Annotated in this window: 17 protein-coding genes, 1 tRNA gene and 1 other RNA gene; 7 read left to right on the top strand and 12 right to left on the bottom strand. The window is 66.4% G+C overall.

Going from position 1 to position 15,293, the window contains the following annotated elements; genetic code table 11:
- Positions 1–31 precede the first annotated feature (31 nt).
- The 8 genes from NS6_RS33140 to NS6_RS33175 form a co-directional block, all read right to left on the bottom strand.
- The gene (locus tag NS6_RS33140) at positions 32–1,129 is read right to left on the bottom strand and encodes a PDR/VanB family oxidoreductase (RefSeq protein WP_068050254.1); all 1,098 of its coding nucleotides are present in this window, start codon (positions 1,127–1,129) and stop codon (positions 32–34) included.
- Positions 1,126–2,028 carry a metal-dependent hydrolase gene (locus NS6_RS33145; RefSeq protein ID WP_068050256.1) on the bottom strand — a complete coding sequence of 301 codons (903 nt, stop codon included), beginning with the start codon at positions 2,026–2,028 and terminating at the stop codon, positions 1,126–1,128. Before NS6_RS33145 ends, NS6_RS33140 begins: the two co-directional genes overlap by 4 nt.
- Positions 2,029–2,201: 173 nt before the next feature.
- Positions 2,202–2,837 carry a DUF2461 domain-containing protein gene (locus NS6_RS33150; RefSeq protein ID WP_068050258.1) on the bottom strand — a complete coding sequence of 212 codons (636 nt, stop codon included), beginning with the start codon at positions 2,835–2,837 and terminating at the stop codon, positions 2,202–2,204.
- Positions 2,838–2,887: 50 nt separating this feature from the next.
- On the bottom strand, positions 2,888–3,235 hold the full coding sequence (locus tag NS6_RS33155; protein WP_245669602.1) for a hypothetical protein: 348 nt from the start codon (positions 3,233–3,235) through the stop codon (positions 2,888–2,890).
- Positions 3,236–3,388: 153 nt separating this feature from the next.
- Positions 3,389–3,757, bottom strand: a transfer-messenger RNA (tmRNA) gene (ssrA, locus tag NS6_RS33160).
- Between the two features lie 87 nt (positions 3,758–3,844).
- Positions 3,845–4,318, bottom strand: a complete 474-nt coding sequence (gene smpB, locus NS6_RS33165; protein ID WP_068050260.1) for an SsrA-binding protein SmpB — start codon at positions 4,316–4,318, stop codon at positions 3,845–3,847.
- Positions 4,319–4,367: 49 nt separating this feature from the next.
- Positions 4,368–4,607: a WLR motif membrane protein gene (locus NS6_RS33170; protein ID WP_068050262.1), complete on the bottom strand. Its 240-nt coding sequence runs from the start codon at positions 4,605–4,607 to the stop codon at positions 4,368–4,370.
- A gap of 48 nt (positions 4,608–4,655) precedes the next feature.
- A complete protein-coding gene (locus tag NS6_RS33175; protein ID WP_068050263.1) occupies positions 4,656–4,853 on the bottom strand; it encodes a hypothetical protein in 198 nt (65 codons plus the stop codon).
- 514 nt (positions 4,854–5,367) lie between these two features.
- Between NS6_RS33175 and NS6_RS33180 the strand changes: the two genes are divergently transcribed.
- A complete protein-coding gene (locus NS6_RS33180) occupies positions 5,368–6,111 on the top strand; it encodes an SIR2 family NAD-dependent protein deacylase (protein ID WP_068050317.1) in 744 nt (247 codons plus the stop codon).
- A 46-nt stretch (positions 6,112–6,157) separates the two neighbouring features.
- On the opposite strand, the gene NS6_RS33185 is transcribed toward NS6_RS33180, so the two are convergent.
- Together NS6_RS33185 and NS6_RS33190 are read right to left on the bottom strand one after the other, a co-directional pair.
- A complete protein-coding gene (locus NS6_RS33185; RefSeq protein ID WP_068050265.1) occupies positions 6,158–7,453 on the bottom strand; it encodes a D-arabinono-1,4-lactone oxidase in 1,296 nt (431 codons plus the stop codon).
- A gap of 70 nt (positions 7,454–7,523) precedes the next feature.
- Entirely contained in the window at positions 7,524–8,201 is a 678-nt protein-coding gene (locus tag NS6_RS33190) for a TetR/AcrR family transcriptional regulator (protein ID WP_068050267.1), read from the bottom strand.
- 139 nt (positions 8,202–8,340) lie between these two features.
- On the opposite strand from NS6_RS33190, the gene crcB reads away from it, so the two are divergent.
- The 6 genes from crcB to NS6_RS33220 all read left to right on the top strand — a co-directional run bounded on the left by crcB (position 8,341) and on the right by NS6_RS33220 (position 13,443).
- Positions 8,341–8,784, top strand: a complete 444-nt coding sequence (gene crcB / locus NS6_RS33195) for a fluoride efflux transporter CrcB (RefSeq protein WP_068050269.1) — start codon at positions 8,341–8,343, stop codon at positions 8,782–8,784.
- Between the two features lie 88 nt (positions 8,785–8,872).
- The gene (locus NS6_RS33200; RefSeq protein ID WP_068050270.1) at positions 8,873–9,232 is read left to right on the top strand and encodes a fluoride efflux transporter FluC; all 360 of its coding nucleotides are present in this window, start codon (positions 8,873–8,875) and stop codon (positions 9,230–9,232) included.
- A 47-nt stretch (positions 9,233–9,279) separates the two neighbouring features.
- Positions 9,280–10,917: a phosphoglucomutase (alpha-D-glucose-1,6-bisphosphate-dependent) gene (gene pgm, locus NS6_RS33205; protein WP_068050319.1), complete on the top strand. Its 1,638-nt coding sequence runs from the start codon at positions 9,280–9,282 to the stop codon at positions 10,915–10,917.
- Positions 10,918–11,116: 199 nt separating this feature from the next.
- The gene (locus NS6_RS33210) at positions 11,117–12,484 is read left to right on the top strand and encodes an MFS transporter (RefSeq protein ID WP_084471696.1); all 1,368 of its coding nucleotides are present in this window, start codon (positions 11,117–11,119) and stop codon (positions 12,482–12,484) included.
- 57 nt (positions 12,485–12,541) lie between these two features.
- A complete protein-coding gene (locus tag NS6_RS33215) occupies positions 12,542–13,276 on the top strand; it encodes a DsbA family protein (protein ID WP_245669603.1) in 735 nt (244 codons plus the stop codon).
- A 94-nt stretch (positions 13,277–13,370) separates the two neighbouring features.
- Positions 13,371–13,443 (top strand) — tRNA-Ala (locus NS6_RS33220).
- Between the two features lie 760 nt (positions 13,444–14,203).
- Here the strand turns inward: NS6_RS33220 and NS6_RS33225 are convergent.
- Together NS6_RS33225 and NS6_RS33230 are read right to left on the bottom strand one after the other, a co-directional pair.
- Positions 14,204–14,683, bottom strand: a complete 480-nt coding sequence (locus NS6_RS33225; protein WP_068050272.1) for a DUF5994 family protein — start codon at positions 14,681–14,683, stop codon at positions 14,204–14,206.
- Between the two features lie 26 nt (positions 14,684–14,709).
- The gene (locus NS6_RS33230; protein ID WP_157113088.1) at positions 14,710–15,279 is read right to left on the bottom strand and encodes a DUF5994 family protein; all 570 of its coding nucleotides are present in this window, start codon (positions 15,277–15,279) and stop codon (positions 14,710–14,712) included.
- Between the last annotated feature and the right edge of the window lie 14 nt (positions 15,280–15,293).

Below are 15,293 nucleotides of genomic sequence, written 5' to 3' on the forward strand. Positions count from 1 at the left end.
GCTCTCCTGCTGCTGTGGTCGGGCGGTTGGGCTAGAGGTCGAGGACGAGTCGTCCGCCTGTGCTGCGTGATACACACGCCAGCATGTCGCCGTGGTCGCGTTCGGCGGGAGTCAGGACGCGGTCGCGGTGGTCGGGAACGCCTGCCGCAACCCGGACCTTGCAGGTCCGGCAGAACCCCTGGCGGCACGAATACGGCTGGTCGGGCCGATATTCGAGTAGAACGTCGAGTGCGGAACGGTCTGCGGGCACATCGATCACCGCACCGCCGGCGCCCAATTGGATCTCGAACGGTGCACCGTTCACGATCGGTGGTGCCGAGAAGCGTTCCGAATGCAGTTCTACATCGGGTATTCCACGCACCATTTCGGCGATGGACGCGACCATGGGGGCGGGGCCGCAGCAGTACACGGCCGTTCCGGCGCCGGCCCCGCCGAGAAGTTCTCCTGCCGTGGGCAGCCCGCACCGGTCGTCGGTGCGGACCGTTACGCGATCGCCGAATCGGTGCAGTTCGTCCAGGAAGGGCAGAGTCTCCGGCGCTCGCCCGGTGTACACCATCGACCAGTCGACGCCGAGGGTTTCGGCGAGCCGCATCATCGGCAGAATCGGCGTGATGCCGATACCCCCGGCCACGAACCGCGCCCGGCGCGCGGGCGACCCGTAACCCGGCGCGGCGAACGGAAACGCATTGCGCGGCCCTCGCACCATCAGCGCCGTGCCGACAGACAGCGCGTCGTGTACTTCGTTCGAACCGGTACCGCCCGGGATACGGCGCACCGCGATCCGGTACTCGCGGGTGGCGGTGGGGTCGCCGCACAGCGAGTACTGCCGCAGGCGTCCGGACGGTAGTTCGATATCGAGGTGCGCACCGGGCCGCCACCGTGGCAGGTCACGCCGGTCCGGTGCGGCCAGGCGCAGGCTCACGACATCTTCGTCGGAGGCTTCCGCCCGGCGTCCGGCTACGACCACGGGGATTCGCCGGTCGTCGGCACGCGGCCTCAGTTCGCGCCGGTTGGTCATTGCCGTCCAGTTCAGCCGGGCGTTCACGACGGCGTCGAGTACGCGCAGGGTCCGGTCGCGCCGGCGCCGCCCGTAGAGGTCGGCGGGCAGCGGTAGCGTAGGCCCGGTCACGAAGCCGCCCGGGCTGCCGGTGATTGCGCCAGGTACGCGACGGCCTGGGCGGTCGAGCCGACAGACTCCGGACTGTATCCGGGCTTGAAGGTCGACAGCGCGCTGACCAGCAGGGCCGGGATGCCGGGGAGCGCGCCGCGCCACATCGACCGCAGGATCTGCTGGAGCAGCCGTGGGTATCCGAGGCCGGGCAGGGCCGGGTCGCGGTGCACCAGGTACTTGGTCCCGCGCACCAGCAGCACCAGGAACGACGGGAAGACCAGCAGCATCACCGCGCCCCGCCGCAGGTAACCGACGCCGAAGTATTCGGCCACATCGTGCGCGACGTTGCGGTGCTCGACCTCTTCGGCGCCGTGCCAGCGGTACAGGTCGAGCATGCGCGGGTCGGCGTCGAACTTTTCCAGCTCGCTGTTGAGTACCCAATCACCGAGGAAGGCGAAGAAATGTTCCAGCGCGGCGATCACCGCCAGCCGGTCCACCAGCTGCTGCCGGCCGGCCCGGGTGGCTGTGGACTGCCGGGGGCCGATGGTTTTGCGGAACACGTACTCGGCCTGTGTCAGGTAAGGCTGCGGATCGATCCCATTGGCGGTGAGCAGCAGTTCGTGGGACCCGGCATGGGTTTCGGCGTGCATCGATTCCTGGCCGATGAATCCGAGCATGTCCGCACGCAGCTTCTCGTCCCGTACGAAGGGCAGGGCCTCGCCGAAGGTCGTCAGGAAGCTACGTTCCCCTTCGGGGAGGAGCAGGTTCAGGGCGTTGAGTACATGCGAGGCGATCGGCTCGGATGTCATCCAGTGCAGTGGAATGCCGGTCCATTCGAAATGCACATTACGGGCATTGAGCGAGACCTCTCCCGGGTCGGTCATCCGTCCGGAGGCGTGGTTGCGGAACAGCCTCATCGATCCTCCTCGATCGTCACCGGCACCCGTCCGCGCGGTTACAGGGACGTGCGGACGCCGGTGCTTGTGACGATACACATTAGTGCGACGACAGGTAACAGACAATGCTGTGAAAACTCCGCGCGGGGATCGGTCCGGCGGCTTTTATGCCGTCACCAGGCTCGGCAGCGGACTCAGTTGCCTACCACCGCCCCGAGCCATTCCACGATGGCTCGCAGCGATTCCCACGACGTGCGGATCTTCGCGGCGGCCCCCGGTGTCCCCAGCCAGTCGGGGGTGCCGAACTCACGGCTCATCACGAGCGATCTGTGCCGCAGCAGGTCGATGCGGGGGTGGTCGAGTGGGTAGCCCTTGGGGCGCGTCTTCAGCTTGTCGCCGCCGAGGGTGTAGCCGGCCTGAACGAGCGTGTTCACGATCTGCTCGAGCTCGGCGCCGCGAACCTCGTCGTCGAGGGTGGTACGCAGGCGGGACAGCTGTACCGGTGTCGCCGCGTAGAGACCTCCGGCCACGAACAGTCCGGGCGCGCCGATCTGGACGTACCAGCCGACCCCCGGCGCCGTGTGCGCGACCGCGCCCTGATGGGTCTTGTATGGCGATTTGTCCTTGGCGAACCGCACATCGCGGTAGGGGCGGAAGATCTTGACCGGGCCGAAGTCCGGTTCGAGGTCGGCGATCAGCGCGGTCATCGGGCGCTTCACGGACTCCTCGTATATGTGCTTGTTGGCGGTCCAAAATATCCTCGAGTTATCGGCCTCGAGGTCCTCGTAGAAGTCCGGCCCTTCGATCGGGAACCCCGCGAACTCGCTCATGACATCGAACCTATCGCCCACCGCGCGAGCAGATGGCAGGGGTCTGCCCGTCAATCCCCGGGTTCGTCGTGAATCTCCATGGCCGCCGCCTCTGCGGGACGTTGATCCTCGGCGCGCAATTCCTCGCGATGCCGGCGGCGGGTCCACTCCTGATCCAGTTCGCGTGCGATACCCAACCGGCCGGTGTCATCGTTCTCGTGATAACGGATGATCAGCTCGTTCGGGGGGTCGGCGATATATCGCTCGTATTCGCGGACCTCATCGGCCTGATCGTCGTCGCCCAGATCGTAGTCCAGGTCCTCGTGGTCCTCGTCGCCGATATCGAGGACCTCGTCCATCAACCGGTAGCCGGAGCTCACTCCGGAGTGCTCTCGACCGGGATCGCGCATGTCGGACATGGCGCCCACCTCTTTCGCAGACCGGCTCGCCAATGGCGGCCACCGTGAGCTGTGACTCTCACGCTACCGCCGACTGCCCAGCGTGGGAACCCGGCGCCGCGGTCTCATACCGAGATGCGACGAAGGCCCGGTCCGTGTGGACCGGGCCTTCGTGAGTGGAGCTGCCGGGAATCGAACCCGGGTCCTCCGCCGCTTTTCCAGGGCTTCTCCGTGTGCAGTTCGCTAGGCCTCTGCTCGGATCTCCCGGTCTCGCGAACAAGCCGGGATGACGATCCCAGTCGCTGTTCGATGTCCCGCGTTACTCCGCGACCGAGTCGCGCGGTGAGCCCTCTAGCTGATGCCGGCACCGAAGCCGAGGGCGAACCTCGGGCCGACAGAGACGCTATCGCTTAGGCAGCGAGAGCGTACTCGCGCTGATTGGAATCGGCGCTTAATTGGTTGCAGCGACGCTTACGGTGGTCTCTTGCCTGCACCGACACGCTTCCCCTGAATCTACGTACGCAGTCGAAACCGTTCAGCCCCGTACGTCCCGGCACTTTGCCAGGCCAGTCATATTAACACTTCGGGCACCGGCGTTCATTCCCGTTTTCCCGGTACCGTCCGCGCCGGTCAGCGCATCCCTTTGATACGCCGGCCGAGTTCGCGGGTGACCTCGCGCTCAGCGGTGCGCCGGGCCAGGTCCTGCCGTTTGTCGTAGTCCTGCTTACCCTTGGCGAGGGCCAGTTCGACCTTCACCTTGCCATCGGAGAAGTACATCGACAGCGGGACCAATGTCTGGTTGCCTTCACGGGATTTGCCGACGAGGCGTTCGATCTCCCGTTTGTGCAGCAGCAGCTTCCGGACCCGGCGCGGCGAGTGGTTGGTCCAGTTTCCGTGACTGAACTCCGGGATGTGCAGGCCACGCAGCCAGACTTCCCCGTTGTCCACGGTCGCGAAGGCGTCCACCAGTGAGGCCTTGCCCTCACGCAGACTCTTGACCTCGGTACCGACCAACGCGATCCCGGCCTCGTAGGTGTCCAGGATCGTGTAGTTGTGCCGCGCCCGGCGGTTGGTCGCGATGACCTTGCGCCCCTTCTCCTTCATGACGACAACCTTAAAGCGCCGCGGCAACCGGATTATTCCCGGCCGCTGCTCAGCCCGGTTGCAGTAGCAGGTAGAGGAGCAGGACGGCGGCGAACGCGCTGACGAGTAGCACGGTGGAAAGCCGCGGCAAATGTGTGCCGCGAGGGAGGGAGCGGCGATTCAGCCAGCCGTGGTCCACTACGGGGTCGGTGCTGGGATGCCGGTTCGGTGCGTCGACCGGTTCGGCCGGAGGGCCGGGACCTCCGCTGTCGCCCTCGATGCTTTCCTCGGACCCGTCCCCGGATGCCATGCTCGCAGGCTAGTCCTGCGGACAGGTATTCGGGAACGGGGCGCGCGGTCAGCGGGGGGTTCTCAGGATGCGCAGGGTGATGCCCAGGCCGACGAGGATGCTGGCGGTGGCAATCATTGCGGTGGAAAACGATTGGGTGATGGCGGCGATTCCGGTACTGAAAATGAGGCAGGTGGCGAGCGCCAGCAGTGCGGTGCCCCATTCCATACCGGCGATCCGGGTTGGTCGGTTACGCAGTGCTGTCATGTTTTTCGGGTACCCCGCTGCCTGGGTTATCAAACCGTTATTGCTGTAGTTCCGGGCCGGTATGTGCTGGATTCGCTGTTCTGCCGTACGGGGTGCGCGTTGGCGAACCATGGCGGGACCTCCGTCTCGGTCGAGTGTGGCAACTGTGTTCACCGTAACGGACAAATCTCTGCTTGGATACCGGGTGGCAAATCTCGAGACAACCGTCACAGCCGGTGGGATCGGGTTGCCGATCTGCTGTGCTCGAGCCGTGATCTATCTAGAAAAATGCCTGATCAGAATGTGTAGGTATGCCCGACACGCCCAAACCGTACTCAAGGAATGTTTCCTGGTTGATCACGCGGATCGGACACCGAATTCTATTTGCTGAACGTTAGCTATCTCGGCCCGGGAGTTGCTGCGTGATGAGCGCAGCTCGGCTTGCCTAAGCTGGTGATATGCGGATTCGATGCCGGTGCTCACCCCGGTCGAGTGCCCACCCCCGCGGAGCAACGCCGGCCTCGGGGGTGCTCCGGTGACCCGGTGGCATCAACGCACGGGCCGTATTGCCGTACTGACGGGCGCGGGAATATCCACCGACAGCGGGATCCCCGATTTCCGCGGTCCGCGGGGAGTGTGGACCGAGGATCCGGTGGCGGAACTGTTGTCCACCTATGACAATTACGTCTCCGACTCTGCCCTGCGTGAACGCTCCTGGCAGGCCCGCCGCAACAACCCGGCCTGGGGTGCCGAACCGAACCCGGCGCATCTCGCGCTGGTGGAGTTGGAGCGGGCCGGGCGTGCGCTCACGATCGTGACTCAGAACGTCGACCGCTTACATCAGCGGGCCGGTTCCGGCTCGCGGCGGGTGATCGAGATCCACGGCAACATGTTCGATGTGGTGTGCGTGGATTGCGCATACTCCGCGACCATGGCCGAGACGCTGGACCGCGTCGGCTCGGGGGAACCCGATCCGCCGTGTCCGCATTGCGGTGGCATCCTCAAGGCCGCCGTCATCATGTTCGGCCAGGCGCTCGACCACCGCACCCTGCTCGAGGCCTCGCTGGCGGCCGAGACGGCGGATATCTTCCTCGCCGTCGGTACATCGCTGCAAGTGGAACCCGCAGCCTCGTTGTGCGGCCGGGCGGTGAAGGCCGGCGCCGCGCTGATCATCGTGAACGCCGAACCCACACCGTACGATTCGATGGCCACCGAGATCGTGCGTGAACCCATCGGCGAAGCGCTACCCCGGCTGGTCGACCTGATGCTGGGGCGGTGAGGCGCCCGGCAGGCGTGCCTCGGGTGTCCGCAACATCGGAATCGGTCTACACGGGGCCGAGTACTCGGTCGAGGTAATCGTTGGCGAAACGACCTTCCGGGTCGTAGTGCCTGCGCACCGCAGCGAACCGGTCCCAGTCCGGGTAATGCGCGCGCAGCGTCTCCGCGGTCCGGTAATGGCGTTTCCCCCAGTGCGGACGGCCCTCGTAGCGGTCGAAAACCGTTTCGCAGGCACGGAAGAACGGTTCGTGGTCCATACCTTCGTACTGGTGTACGGCGATATAGCAGGTCGCGCGGCCGCCGGCGGGGGAGAGGAAGGCGTCATCGCCCGCGACCCACCGCACTTCGATGGGCATGGGTGAGTCGAAACGGCGGGCGATTTCCTTGATCTCGCGGATCGCCTCGACCGAATGTTCGCGGGGGATCGCATATTCCATTTCGGTGAACCGGAACAGCCGTGGGCTGGTGAACACCCGGTAGGAACGGTCCACCTGGCGCCGGTAGCTGAAGGCGTACGCGGCGGCACGCTGTAGCGGTGGGATGAGAGCCGGCCGGCGGCGGGCCAGCCGGCACACTGCGTCGCTGGCGTAATTGGATACGGCGATATCGGCGAACCAGTCGACCGCCTTGTGTCGTGGCGCGGGCGGTAGGTCGACTCGATTGTTGCGTTTGGTCATCGCGATCGGGCTGTGGGCGAACATGTAGAACTCGAAATGTTCGTTACCGTCGACATAGGAGTCCAGATCGTCCAGGATCTCTGCCACCGGCACCGGCCGCTCCACACCCTCGAGTACGAAGGAGGGGACGAGTTGCAGGGTGAAGGCGGTGATCACGCCGAGAGCGCCGATGCTCACCCGTGCTGCCCGCCACGCCTCGGCGCCGGACTGTTCGGTGAGTTCCACCGTTCTGCCGTCGGCGGTCATCAGTTCTACACCGTGCAGTTGGGCGGAGAGATTGGGTAGCCGGGCGCCGGTGCCGTGGGTTGCGGTGGCGGTGGCGCCGGCGATGGTCTGGGCGTCGATATCGCCGAGGTTCGGGAAGGCGAGGCCGTACTCGTCGAGCCGGTCGTTGAGCGCGGCGAGGGTCATCCCCGCCTGGACCTTGGCCAGGCCGGTCTCGCGATCCACCTCGAGTACCCGGTTCATGCGGGACAGGTCGAGCAGCAGGCCATCGGTGAGGCAGGTGCCGGTGAAGGAATGGCCCGATCCCGCGACGCGGACCCGGTGCCCGTCCGCGGCGGCCCGGCCCAGCTCATCGGCCAGTTCGGCGTGGTCGCGCGGCGCGGCCAGCCGAGCCGGTGCGCAGTGCTGATCGCCGGCCCAGTTCACCCATAACTTGGTCACATGTCCAACACTAGGGGATGGCGTCGCCGGCCGCCGGGCAAACCTCCTGATACGAAAAACCCGGATCGGCTCAGCGCCGCCGGGCCACGCACGGTTTTGCTGCTTTGGCCCGCTCCACCTGCACAAGGCTGAGCGCATTCACCGCCAGCGGTTGTGGGGGTGTGTCCTGGGCGCGAATGCCGTTCAGGGTGATCGCCATATAGCGGCGCCAGATATCGGAATCGACGGGGCGAGCGAACTCGGCGAGCGAATCGACCATATAGATCAAGGCGAACAGATCGGTGTCCTCGATCCCCGGCTGCAGCACGCCCGCGTTCCGGGCTCGCTCCATCACGGCCGCTACTGCAGGCCCGAGCTGTTCGCGCGGAAGGGTGAGGCGATCGGGATCATCATGCATTGCGAGCATGACTTCGCTGAACCCGCGGTTGGTCGCCATGTGCCGGCACGCATAGTCGAAGAGTCGTACGACTCCCTCCCACGGATTCGCCTCGGTGAGCGCGTCCTGTGCGGCTTCCGCGAATTCCCGTACGTGGACCGCGAAGACCTCGGAAATCAGTTCCCGCTTGTTGGCGAACCGGCGATACACGGTGCCCACCCCGACCCCCGCGCGGGCGGCCACGTCGTCGAGCGTGATCTCCAGTCCGCGGTCGGCGAACAGCTCCCGGGCCGCATCGAGGATCCGCTGTTGATTGCGCGCCGCATCCACCCGGAGCCGGCGCGGCCGGGGCGCAGTGGTGGCGAGGTTCACATCCGGAATGGTAGCAAGAGCGAATCAGCGCAAACCGTTTCGATCCGGCTGAACGTAAACCCCGCCGGGCCTGCGGATACCGTTGCGGCACGATCCATGCGCACGGCTCGCCGCCGTGGAATGCAGGAGGTACCGGAACATGAGAGAACCCGTGCGGCCCGCGCCGATCGATCCTGTCGTCCTGGCGGCCGTCGCCTGCGGCGGTGGGCTCGGTGCCGGACTGCGCTACTGGATCACGCTCCGGATTCCGATCCGGCCCGCAGGTTTTCCGTGGGCCACCTTCCTCGCCAACACTCTCGGCTGCTTGGCCATCGGCGTCCTGATGGTGATCATCACCGAGTTCGTCTCGCCGCCGCGGCTCCTGCGTCCCTTCCTCGGAATCGGGGTACTCGGTGGATTCACCACCTTTTCCAGTTACAGCGCCGAGGTTCGTACACTGCTCGAATCGGGTGCCACGGGTGTGGCGCTCGGATACCTCGGGGGAACCGTGGTGACCTGCCTGACGGCGGTCCTCGCGGGAATGACGGCCACCCGGTGGATCGCGGGAAGACGCGGCGGGACAACGCAGTACGGCACGAGCTGAACGTAAGACGGGACAACGAGAGGGGTCGGGTGATGGCGGTGTCGGTAGGTCCGGAGCGCCGGCGGACGGATACCGGGCGGAGCGGCCGGTGACCGCGGTCTGGGTGGTCCTGGGTGGAATGCTGGGTGCGCCCGCGCGATATCTGCTCGATCGCGCCGTCACCGCGCATACCGATTCCCGGGTTCCACTCGGCACGCTGGCGGTTAATATTGTGGGCTCGGCGCTGCTGGGTGTGCTGATCGGGTCGGGTGTGAGCGGCGCGGTGGCGGCAGCCGCGGGAATCGGATTCTGCGGTGCGTTCACCACCTTCAGTACGTTCGGCTACGAAACGATCGGGCTCGCCACCGGCGGGGCCGCCGGGCACGCATTCGGCAATATCGTGCTCAACACCGGGATCTGTCTCGGTGCGGTCTATCTCGGCGCCGCCGGCGCGGGACTGTTCGGATGATCACGATGACCAGCCGGGTACGGCCGACCACGAAGGGAGCTCCGAACATGGCGCACAACCGAGCCGGGCGGCCTGCCCGCCCCGGCGATCTGGTGGATGTGCCGGGGCTGGTGACCGCGTACTACAGTCACGTACCCGACCCCGCCGAACCCACCCAGCGGGTCGTCTTCGGTACTTCCGGACACCGCGGTTCGAGCCTGGACGCCACCTTCAACGAGGCACACATCCTGGCGATCACCCAGGCCGTCGTCGAATACCGTGCCACGCGCGCAATCACGGGGCCGGTGTATCTGGCCCGCGATACCCACGCCCTGTCCGAACCGGCGTGGACCACCGTGCTGGAGGTTCTCGCGGGCAACGATGTCAGCGCCGTCGTGGATTCCCGCGGCCGCTACACCCCGACCCCCGCACTCAGCCACGCGGTGGTCCGCCACAACCGCGACAGTGCACGACCGCAGGCCGACGGCATCGTGGTGACCCCCTCGCACAACCCGCCGCGCGACGGGGGTATCAAGTACAACCCACCCCACGGCGGCCCGGCCGATACCGGCGCCACCGATGCCATTGCCGAACGCGCCAACGAACTGCTGCGTGGCGGACTGGCCGGGGTGAAACGCGCCCCGCTGGCACAGGCGATGGCGGCCGCCGGCCGGTACGACTTCCTCGACCACTATGTCGCCGATCTGCCCGCCGTACTCAATCTCGACGCCATCCGCGGCGCCGGGATCCGCCTCGGCGCCGACCCGATGGGCGGTGCCAGCGTGGACTACTGGGAAGAAATCGGGCAGCGATACGACCTCGAGCTCGAGGTCGTGAACCCGACGGTCGACCCCACCTGGCGTTTCATGACGCTCGACGGCGACGGCCAGATCCGGATGGACCCCTCGTCCCCGTATGCGATGGCATCGCTGGTGTCGATTCGCGACGACTACGACATCTCCACCGGCAACGATGCCGACGCCGACCGGCACGGCATCGTCACTCCTGACGGAGGCCTGATGAACCCGAACCATTTCCTCGCCGTCGCGATCGACTACCTGGTGGCGAACCGGCACCGCTGGGATGCGCTCACCAAGATCGGCAAGACCGCGGTGACCTCGGCGATGATCGACCGGGTGGTGCGGGTGCTGGGCCGCGACGTCTACGAGGTGCCGGTCGGGTTCAAATGGTTCGTACCCGGCCTGTTCAGCGGCAGTCTGGCCTTCGGCGGCGAGGAGAGCGCCGGTGCCTCCTTCCTGCGGATGGACGGAACCGTATGGACCACGGAGAAAGACGGCATCCTGCTCGCGCTGCTGGCCGCCGAGATCGCCGCTGTCACCGGTCGAAGCCCCTCGGCGCGCTACCTCGAACTGGAACGCAATCACGGCAGTCCCGCCTACGCCCGAATCGACGCCCCCGCCGACGCCGAGCAGAAGAAACTCCTGTCGGCACTGGACCCCGGTCAGGTCACCGCCACCGAGATCGCGGGCGAACCGATCACCGAAATCGCCACCCGGGCCCGCGGCAACGGCGCTGCACTCGGCGGCCTGAAGGTGAGCACCGAAAACGCCTGGTTCGCCGCGCGCCCATCGGGCACCGAGAACAAATACAAGATCTACGCGGAATCGTTCCACGGGCCCGACCATCTGGGCCGGGTCCAGGAGGCGGCGCAGGAGCTGGTCGGGCGGGCCCTGGCGGCCCGCTGATCGCCTCCGGCGCCGCGAACCGGCGGCGGTCCGGGGCCGGTCCATCCGCCGACAGGAGGTGTGACCGGGAATTGTGACGACGGCCCCGGCGTTGATTGCCGGGGTGAGTGATGAGGCCCGGACGAACGAACGACCCCGATCGGACGGCGTGAACGGGTCGGATGCAGCGATCGTCAAGGCAAAGTTCGCCGGGCTGCGTATTCGGCGGCGCGGTCGCGGCGCCCGGAAGACGGACCGGCCACCACTGCCCAGCGAGATCTGGGTGCTCATCGCCGCCGCGTTCTGTGTCGCCATCGGGTTCGGCCTGGTATCGCCGGTACTACCGCAGTTTGCGTTGAGCTTCGGGGTCGGGGTGGCGGCCGCGTCGGCGATCGTCAGCGCGTTCGCCGCGATGCGGCTGCTGTTCGCGCCCGTGAGCGGGCGGCTGGTGCAGATGCTGGGGGAGCGGCGCATCTACCTGGTGGGGCTGCTCATCGTCGCGATCTCGACCGGCGCGAGTGCCTTCGCCCAGACCTACTGGCAGCTGATGGTGCTGCGTTCGCTGGGCGGCATCGGTTCGACCATGTTCACCGTCTCCTCGATGGCGCTGGTGATCCGGTTGTCCCCGCCCACCGAACGCGGACGCGTCACCGGGCTGTGGTCGACCTGCTTCCTGATCGGCGGACTGTCCGGTCCGCTGATCGGCGGCGCGCTGGCCGGGTTCGGTCTGCGCGCACCGTTCCTGATCTACGCTGTCGCGCTGCTGGCCGCCGTGGCGGTGGTGTACTTCAATCTGCGGGATACGCGGATCACCGAAGCCGAATCGGCCGCCGACGCCGCCACCGTGAGTTTCATGCAAGGCCTGGCCCGGCCCGAATATCGCGCGGCACTGTGGTCCAACTTCGCCAACGGTGCCGCGGTGTTCGGCGTCCGGATGGCGCTCGTACCCCTGCTGGTGGTGGAGGTCCTCGGTGAACCGTCCGGTATGGCCGGGGTGGCGTTGACCGTTTTCGCCGCCGGTAACGCGACCGTCCTGTTCTTCTCCGGCCGGCTCTCCGACACGTATGGCCGGCGCCCCCTGCTGATCTCCGGCGCCCTGGTGTGCGCGGTCGGCACCACCGGTCTCGGCCTGTCTCCGAACATGGCGTGGCTGCTGGTCACCTCGTTCGTCGCCGGTATCGGATCAGGACTGTTCACCCCCGCCCAGCAGGCCGCTGTCGGCGATATCATCGGCTCCCGCGCCCGCGGCGGCACCATGCTCGCCGGATTCCAGATGTCGCAGGACCTGGGCACCGTCCTCGGCCCCATCGTGGTCGGCGCCATCGCCCAGCAGCTGGGCTACGGTGCCGGACTGGCAGCCACGGGTTCACTGCTGGCCGTGGCCGCTATCGCCTGGTTCGTCGTTCCGGAACCGATGAAGCGTGCGAGCCTCGAACCCGAACGGGAGTCGCCGAGGACGGCCGAAGGTCCGGAGCCGACCGTGATGGACGCTGCCGGAGACCCGCACAACGCCACCTTCGTCGGGCCGAGGGAAGCCGGCCACAGCGCAACATCCGCCGGAGAAGACACCGCGAACTCGAAGCACTGAACCCCCGCGCCACCGGGTGCACGTGACCGGTTCGCCCGGATACGGCAGAGTGGTCGCGTGAGCAAACCGCCGCCCGATTACACCCCCCGGCCGATGTCCAACGGAACCACCTACGCCCTGGGCGGGGTAGCCCTGGCGCTGATCGCGCTGATCGTCTTCTTCGCCTTCCGCTGGGGCGCCGACGACGCCGAGGTGCGCAACGACGGTTACGGTCCGGTCCGCAACACCGCCGTCACGGCGGCGGTGCAGAGCGACGGCGGCATACGTCTCGGCCTACCCGAGGCTCCGAAAACTCTCGAAATCTACGAGGACCCCATGTGTCCCGGCTGCGGCAGCCTCGAACATCTCTACGGCCAGGAAATCGCCCAGAAAATCGACGAGGGCAAACTCGCCGTCCGCTACCGTTTCGTGAATTTCCTCGACACCGAATCCGACAGCGGCGACTACTCCACCCGCGCCACTTCCGCCCTGCAATGCGTCGCGGAGACCGGTTCCGGCGTCACCTACTCGAAGTTCCACGACACCCTCCTCACCACCCGGCAACCAGAAGAAGGCTCCGGCCTCACCGACGACGACCTTGCGGCCCTAGCCACTGAATCCGGCGCGCCCCAGTCCACTCGCGACTGCATCGCCACCGGCGCCCGCACCGACCAGGCGCGGCAGCAGGCCACGGAAGCCGTCGAAGACCTGAAAACCGCGCTGGACGGCGACGCCGCCACTCCCAGTGTGTTCGACGTCGCCACCAAGCTCGACACCCAGAACCAGGAATGGGTCCAGCAGGTCGCACCCTGACCTCGCCGTTCATCCGAAATCCAGCCGATTTGGTGCCTGACGTGGAGGTGGTGTAACTTCGTTCAGGCAGCCGGGGAACCGGCGGCAACCATCCGGGGCTATGGCGCAGCTGGTAGCGCACCACACTGGCAGTGTGGGGGTCAGGGGTTCGAGTCCCCTTAGCTCCACAAAAATAGCAGGTCAGGCCCGGTTTTGGACCGGGCCTGACCTATTTATTGTGTCTGGCCCCCCGCTTACCCCCCGTTTTGGTCCTAGATCCTGTTTGCCTGTGCTGCCTACGCGGTCTGTTATCTCCTATGTCCACCGTAGTTGGGCTGTTGCTTTCGGTGGCTGACCAACCACCATGGATACCGCGCGGCTGCGCCGAAATAATCGATGAGCGATGATCACGATTTGTTGGTTGTCGAGCAGGACCACGACAGTGGTCGGGGAAGCGCTCAAACGGGTCCGTATCCAAGCTGTTCCGCACATGGCGGAGTGTGAGCGGCCAGGAAGGCGTCGCAGGTTCGCGACCTCGGCGGGGCACGTCGAAGATGGGAACGGGGAAGACCTGCGGTTTTCGTGCGGTCAGTTGAAAATCGAAGCCGATCATCAACTGTAGGGTGGCCCGGAGGTGATTATGAGATACCCGAATCGCTGAGTGGGGTCAGGGGTTCGAGGACCCTTGGCTCACCAAGAGAGTTGGACAGTATTTTCTTTCTCTTTTATTTCAATTTGAAGCCGGGGATCGCGCTACATCGGGGCAGGCTGTCGCGTATCTTGGGGGAACTCTCGAGGCCTTGCACATGCTGTGGTCGGCCGTCGGCGAACCCCTACCGATCCCAGTGTCGGCTTCGATGACTGACTGAGTGGCCCCGGCCAGTATCGATGTGGCGGTACCGGGCGGTCGGAATCACTTCCGTCTGGGGGAGGTGCCCATGCACCGGGTCAGGATTGCGGCCGATCTGTAGTGGCGCTGATGGCGTTGCGCATCTGCGCGTCGGCGAGGTCTGCGTTCGTGGCGGGGTCGATCACCAGCAGGCGGAGGCGCCGTTCGTGAGAGCCGAAGGCATACATCACGTGGGGTGACTGGTCTGGGAGCGGCCCGGTGACCTGTATTCCGTCTGGGGCGTCGATGCGGCGTTGGGACAGACTCAGCGAATTCCAGTCGAAGCTGATGCGGGCTGTCGCGCCCAGTCGTGGGGTGAGGGTGGTGACCAGGTCGTGCAGTTCGGTGGTGAAGTTGTCTGTCCTGGGCCACCAGACCCCATCGACGCCGCCGGATTCCTCGTCCCGGTCGCGCAGCAGCAGCCGCGGTGTACGGGTCGGTGTGTCGAACGGTTGCCCTCCACCGGCAGTGGCCTGGAATCGTCCCAGGCCGCGGTCTGCGGCAGCGTCGCCGCTGTTCGGCGGCGGGTTCTTTGTCATATCCGGCCTCCAGTAAGGGGCGGGGATCACGGGAATGAACCGCGCCGGTCTGCCGGGCTCAGCTGTGCGAGGTGCCCGCCTTCGTCGTCCCAGCGGTACAACGCGGCGGCGTTATGGTTGCGTTCGAGACGGTGCCGGGTGTCGGCGGCCACGAGTTCGCCGGCGGTGAGTTCGTTGTCCGGCCGGGATGCGGCCGACAGCAACGCCTGCGCGGTGTCGGTGGCGGTAGCCGCCGGGATAACCAGGAGGACGAGGCGGGTGCGGTCGAGGCCCAGGACACAGAGTGTGTGGGCGGGCAGGTGCCGGTATCCGTCCAGGCGAACCGACTGCCCGCCGAGCATTGTGTGCCTCGGGGCCGGCTGCCAGGTGTCCAGGTTGTACATGATGCGGTCGACGTTGCCGGCTCGGCTGCCCAGTAGCGTCTGCAGATCGGCTATTTCGGCGACCAAGTTGTTCGTGTGGGGCCACCAGGCCCCGCCGACCACCCCGGGACGGGAGCGGCGTGGTGTCGGTAACCGGCGTGATACGGGTAGTCGGTCACGGAGGGAAAAGCGTGCAGAGCGGTCCAGCAGGATCGGCTCGTGTTGTGGCGTCATCACGACGCTCCTGA

This window comes from Nocardia speluncae NBRC 108251, from assembly GCF_001613245.1.
Taxonomy (GTDB): domain Bacteria; phylum Actinomycetota; class Actinomycetes; order Mycobacteriales; family Mycobacteriaceae; genus Nocardia; species Nocardia speluncae.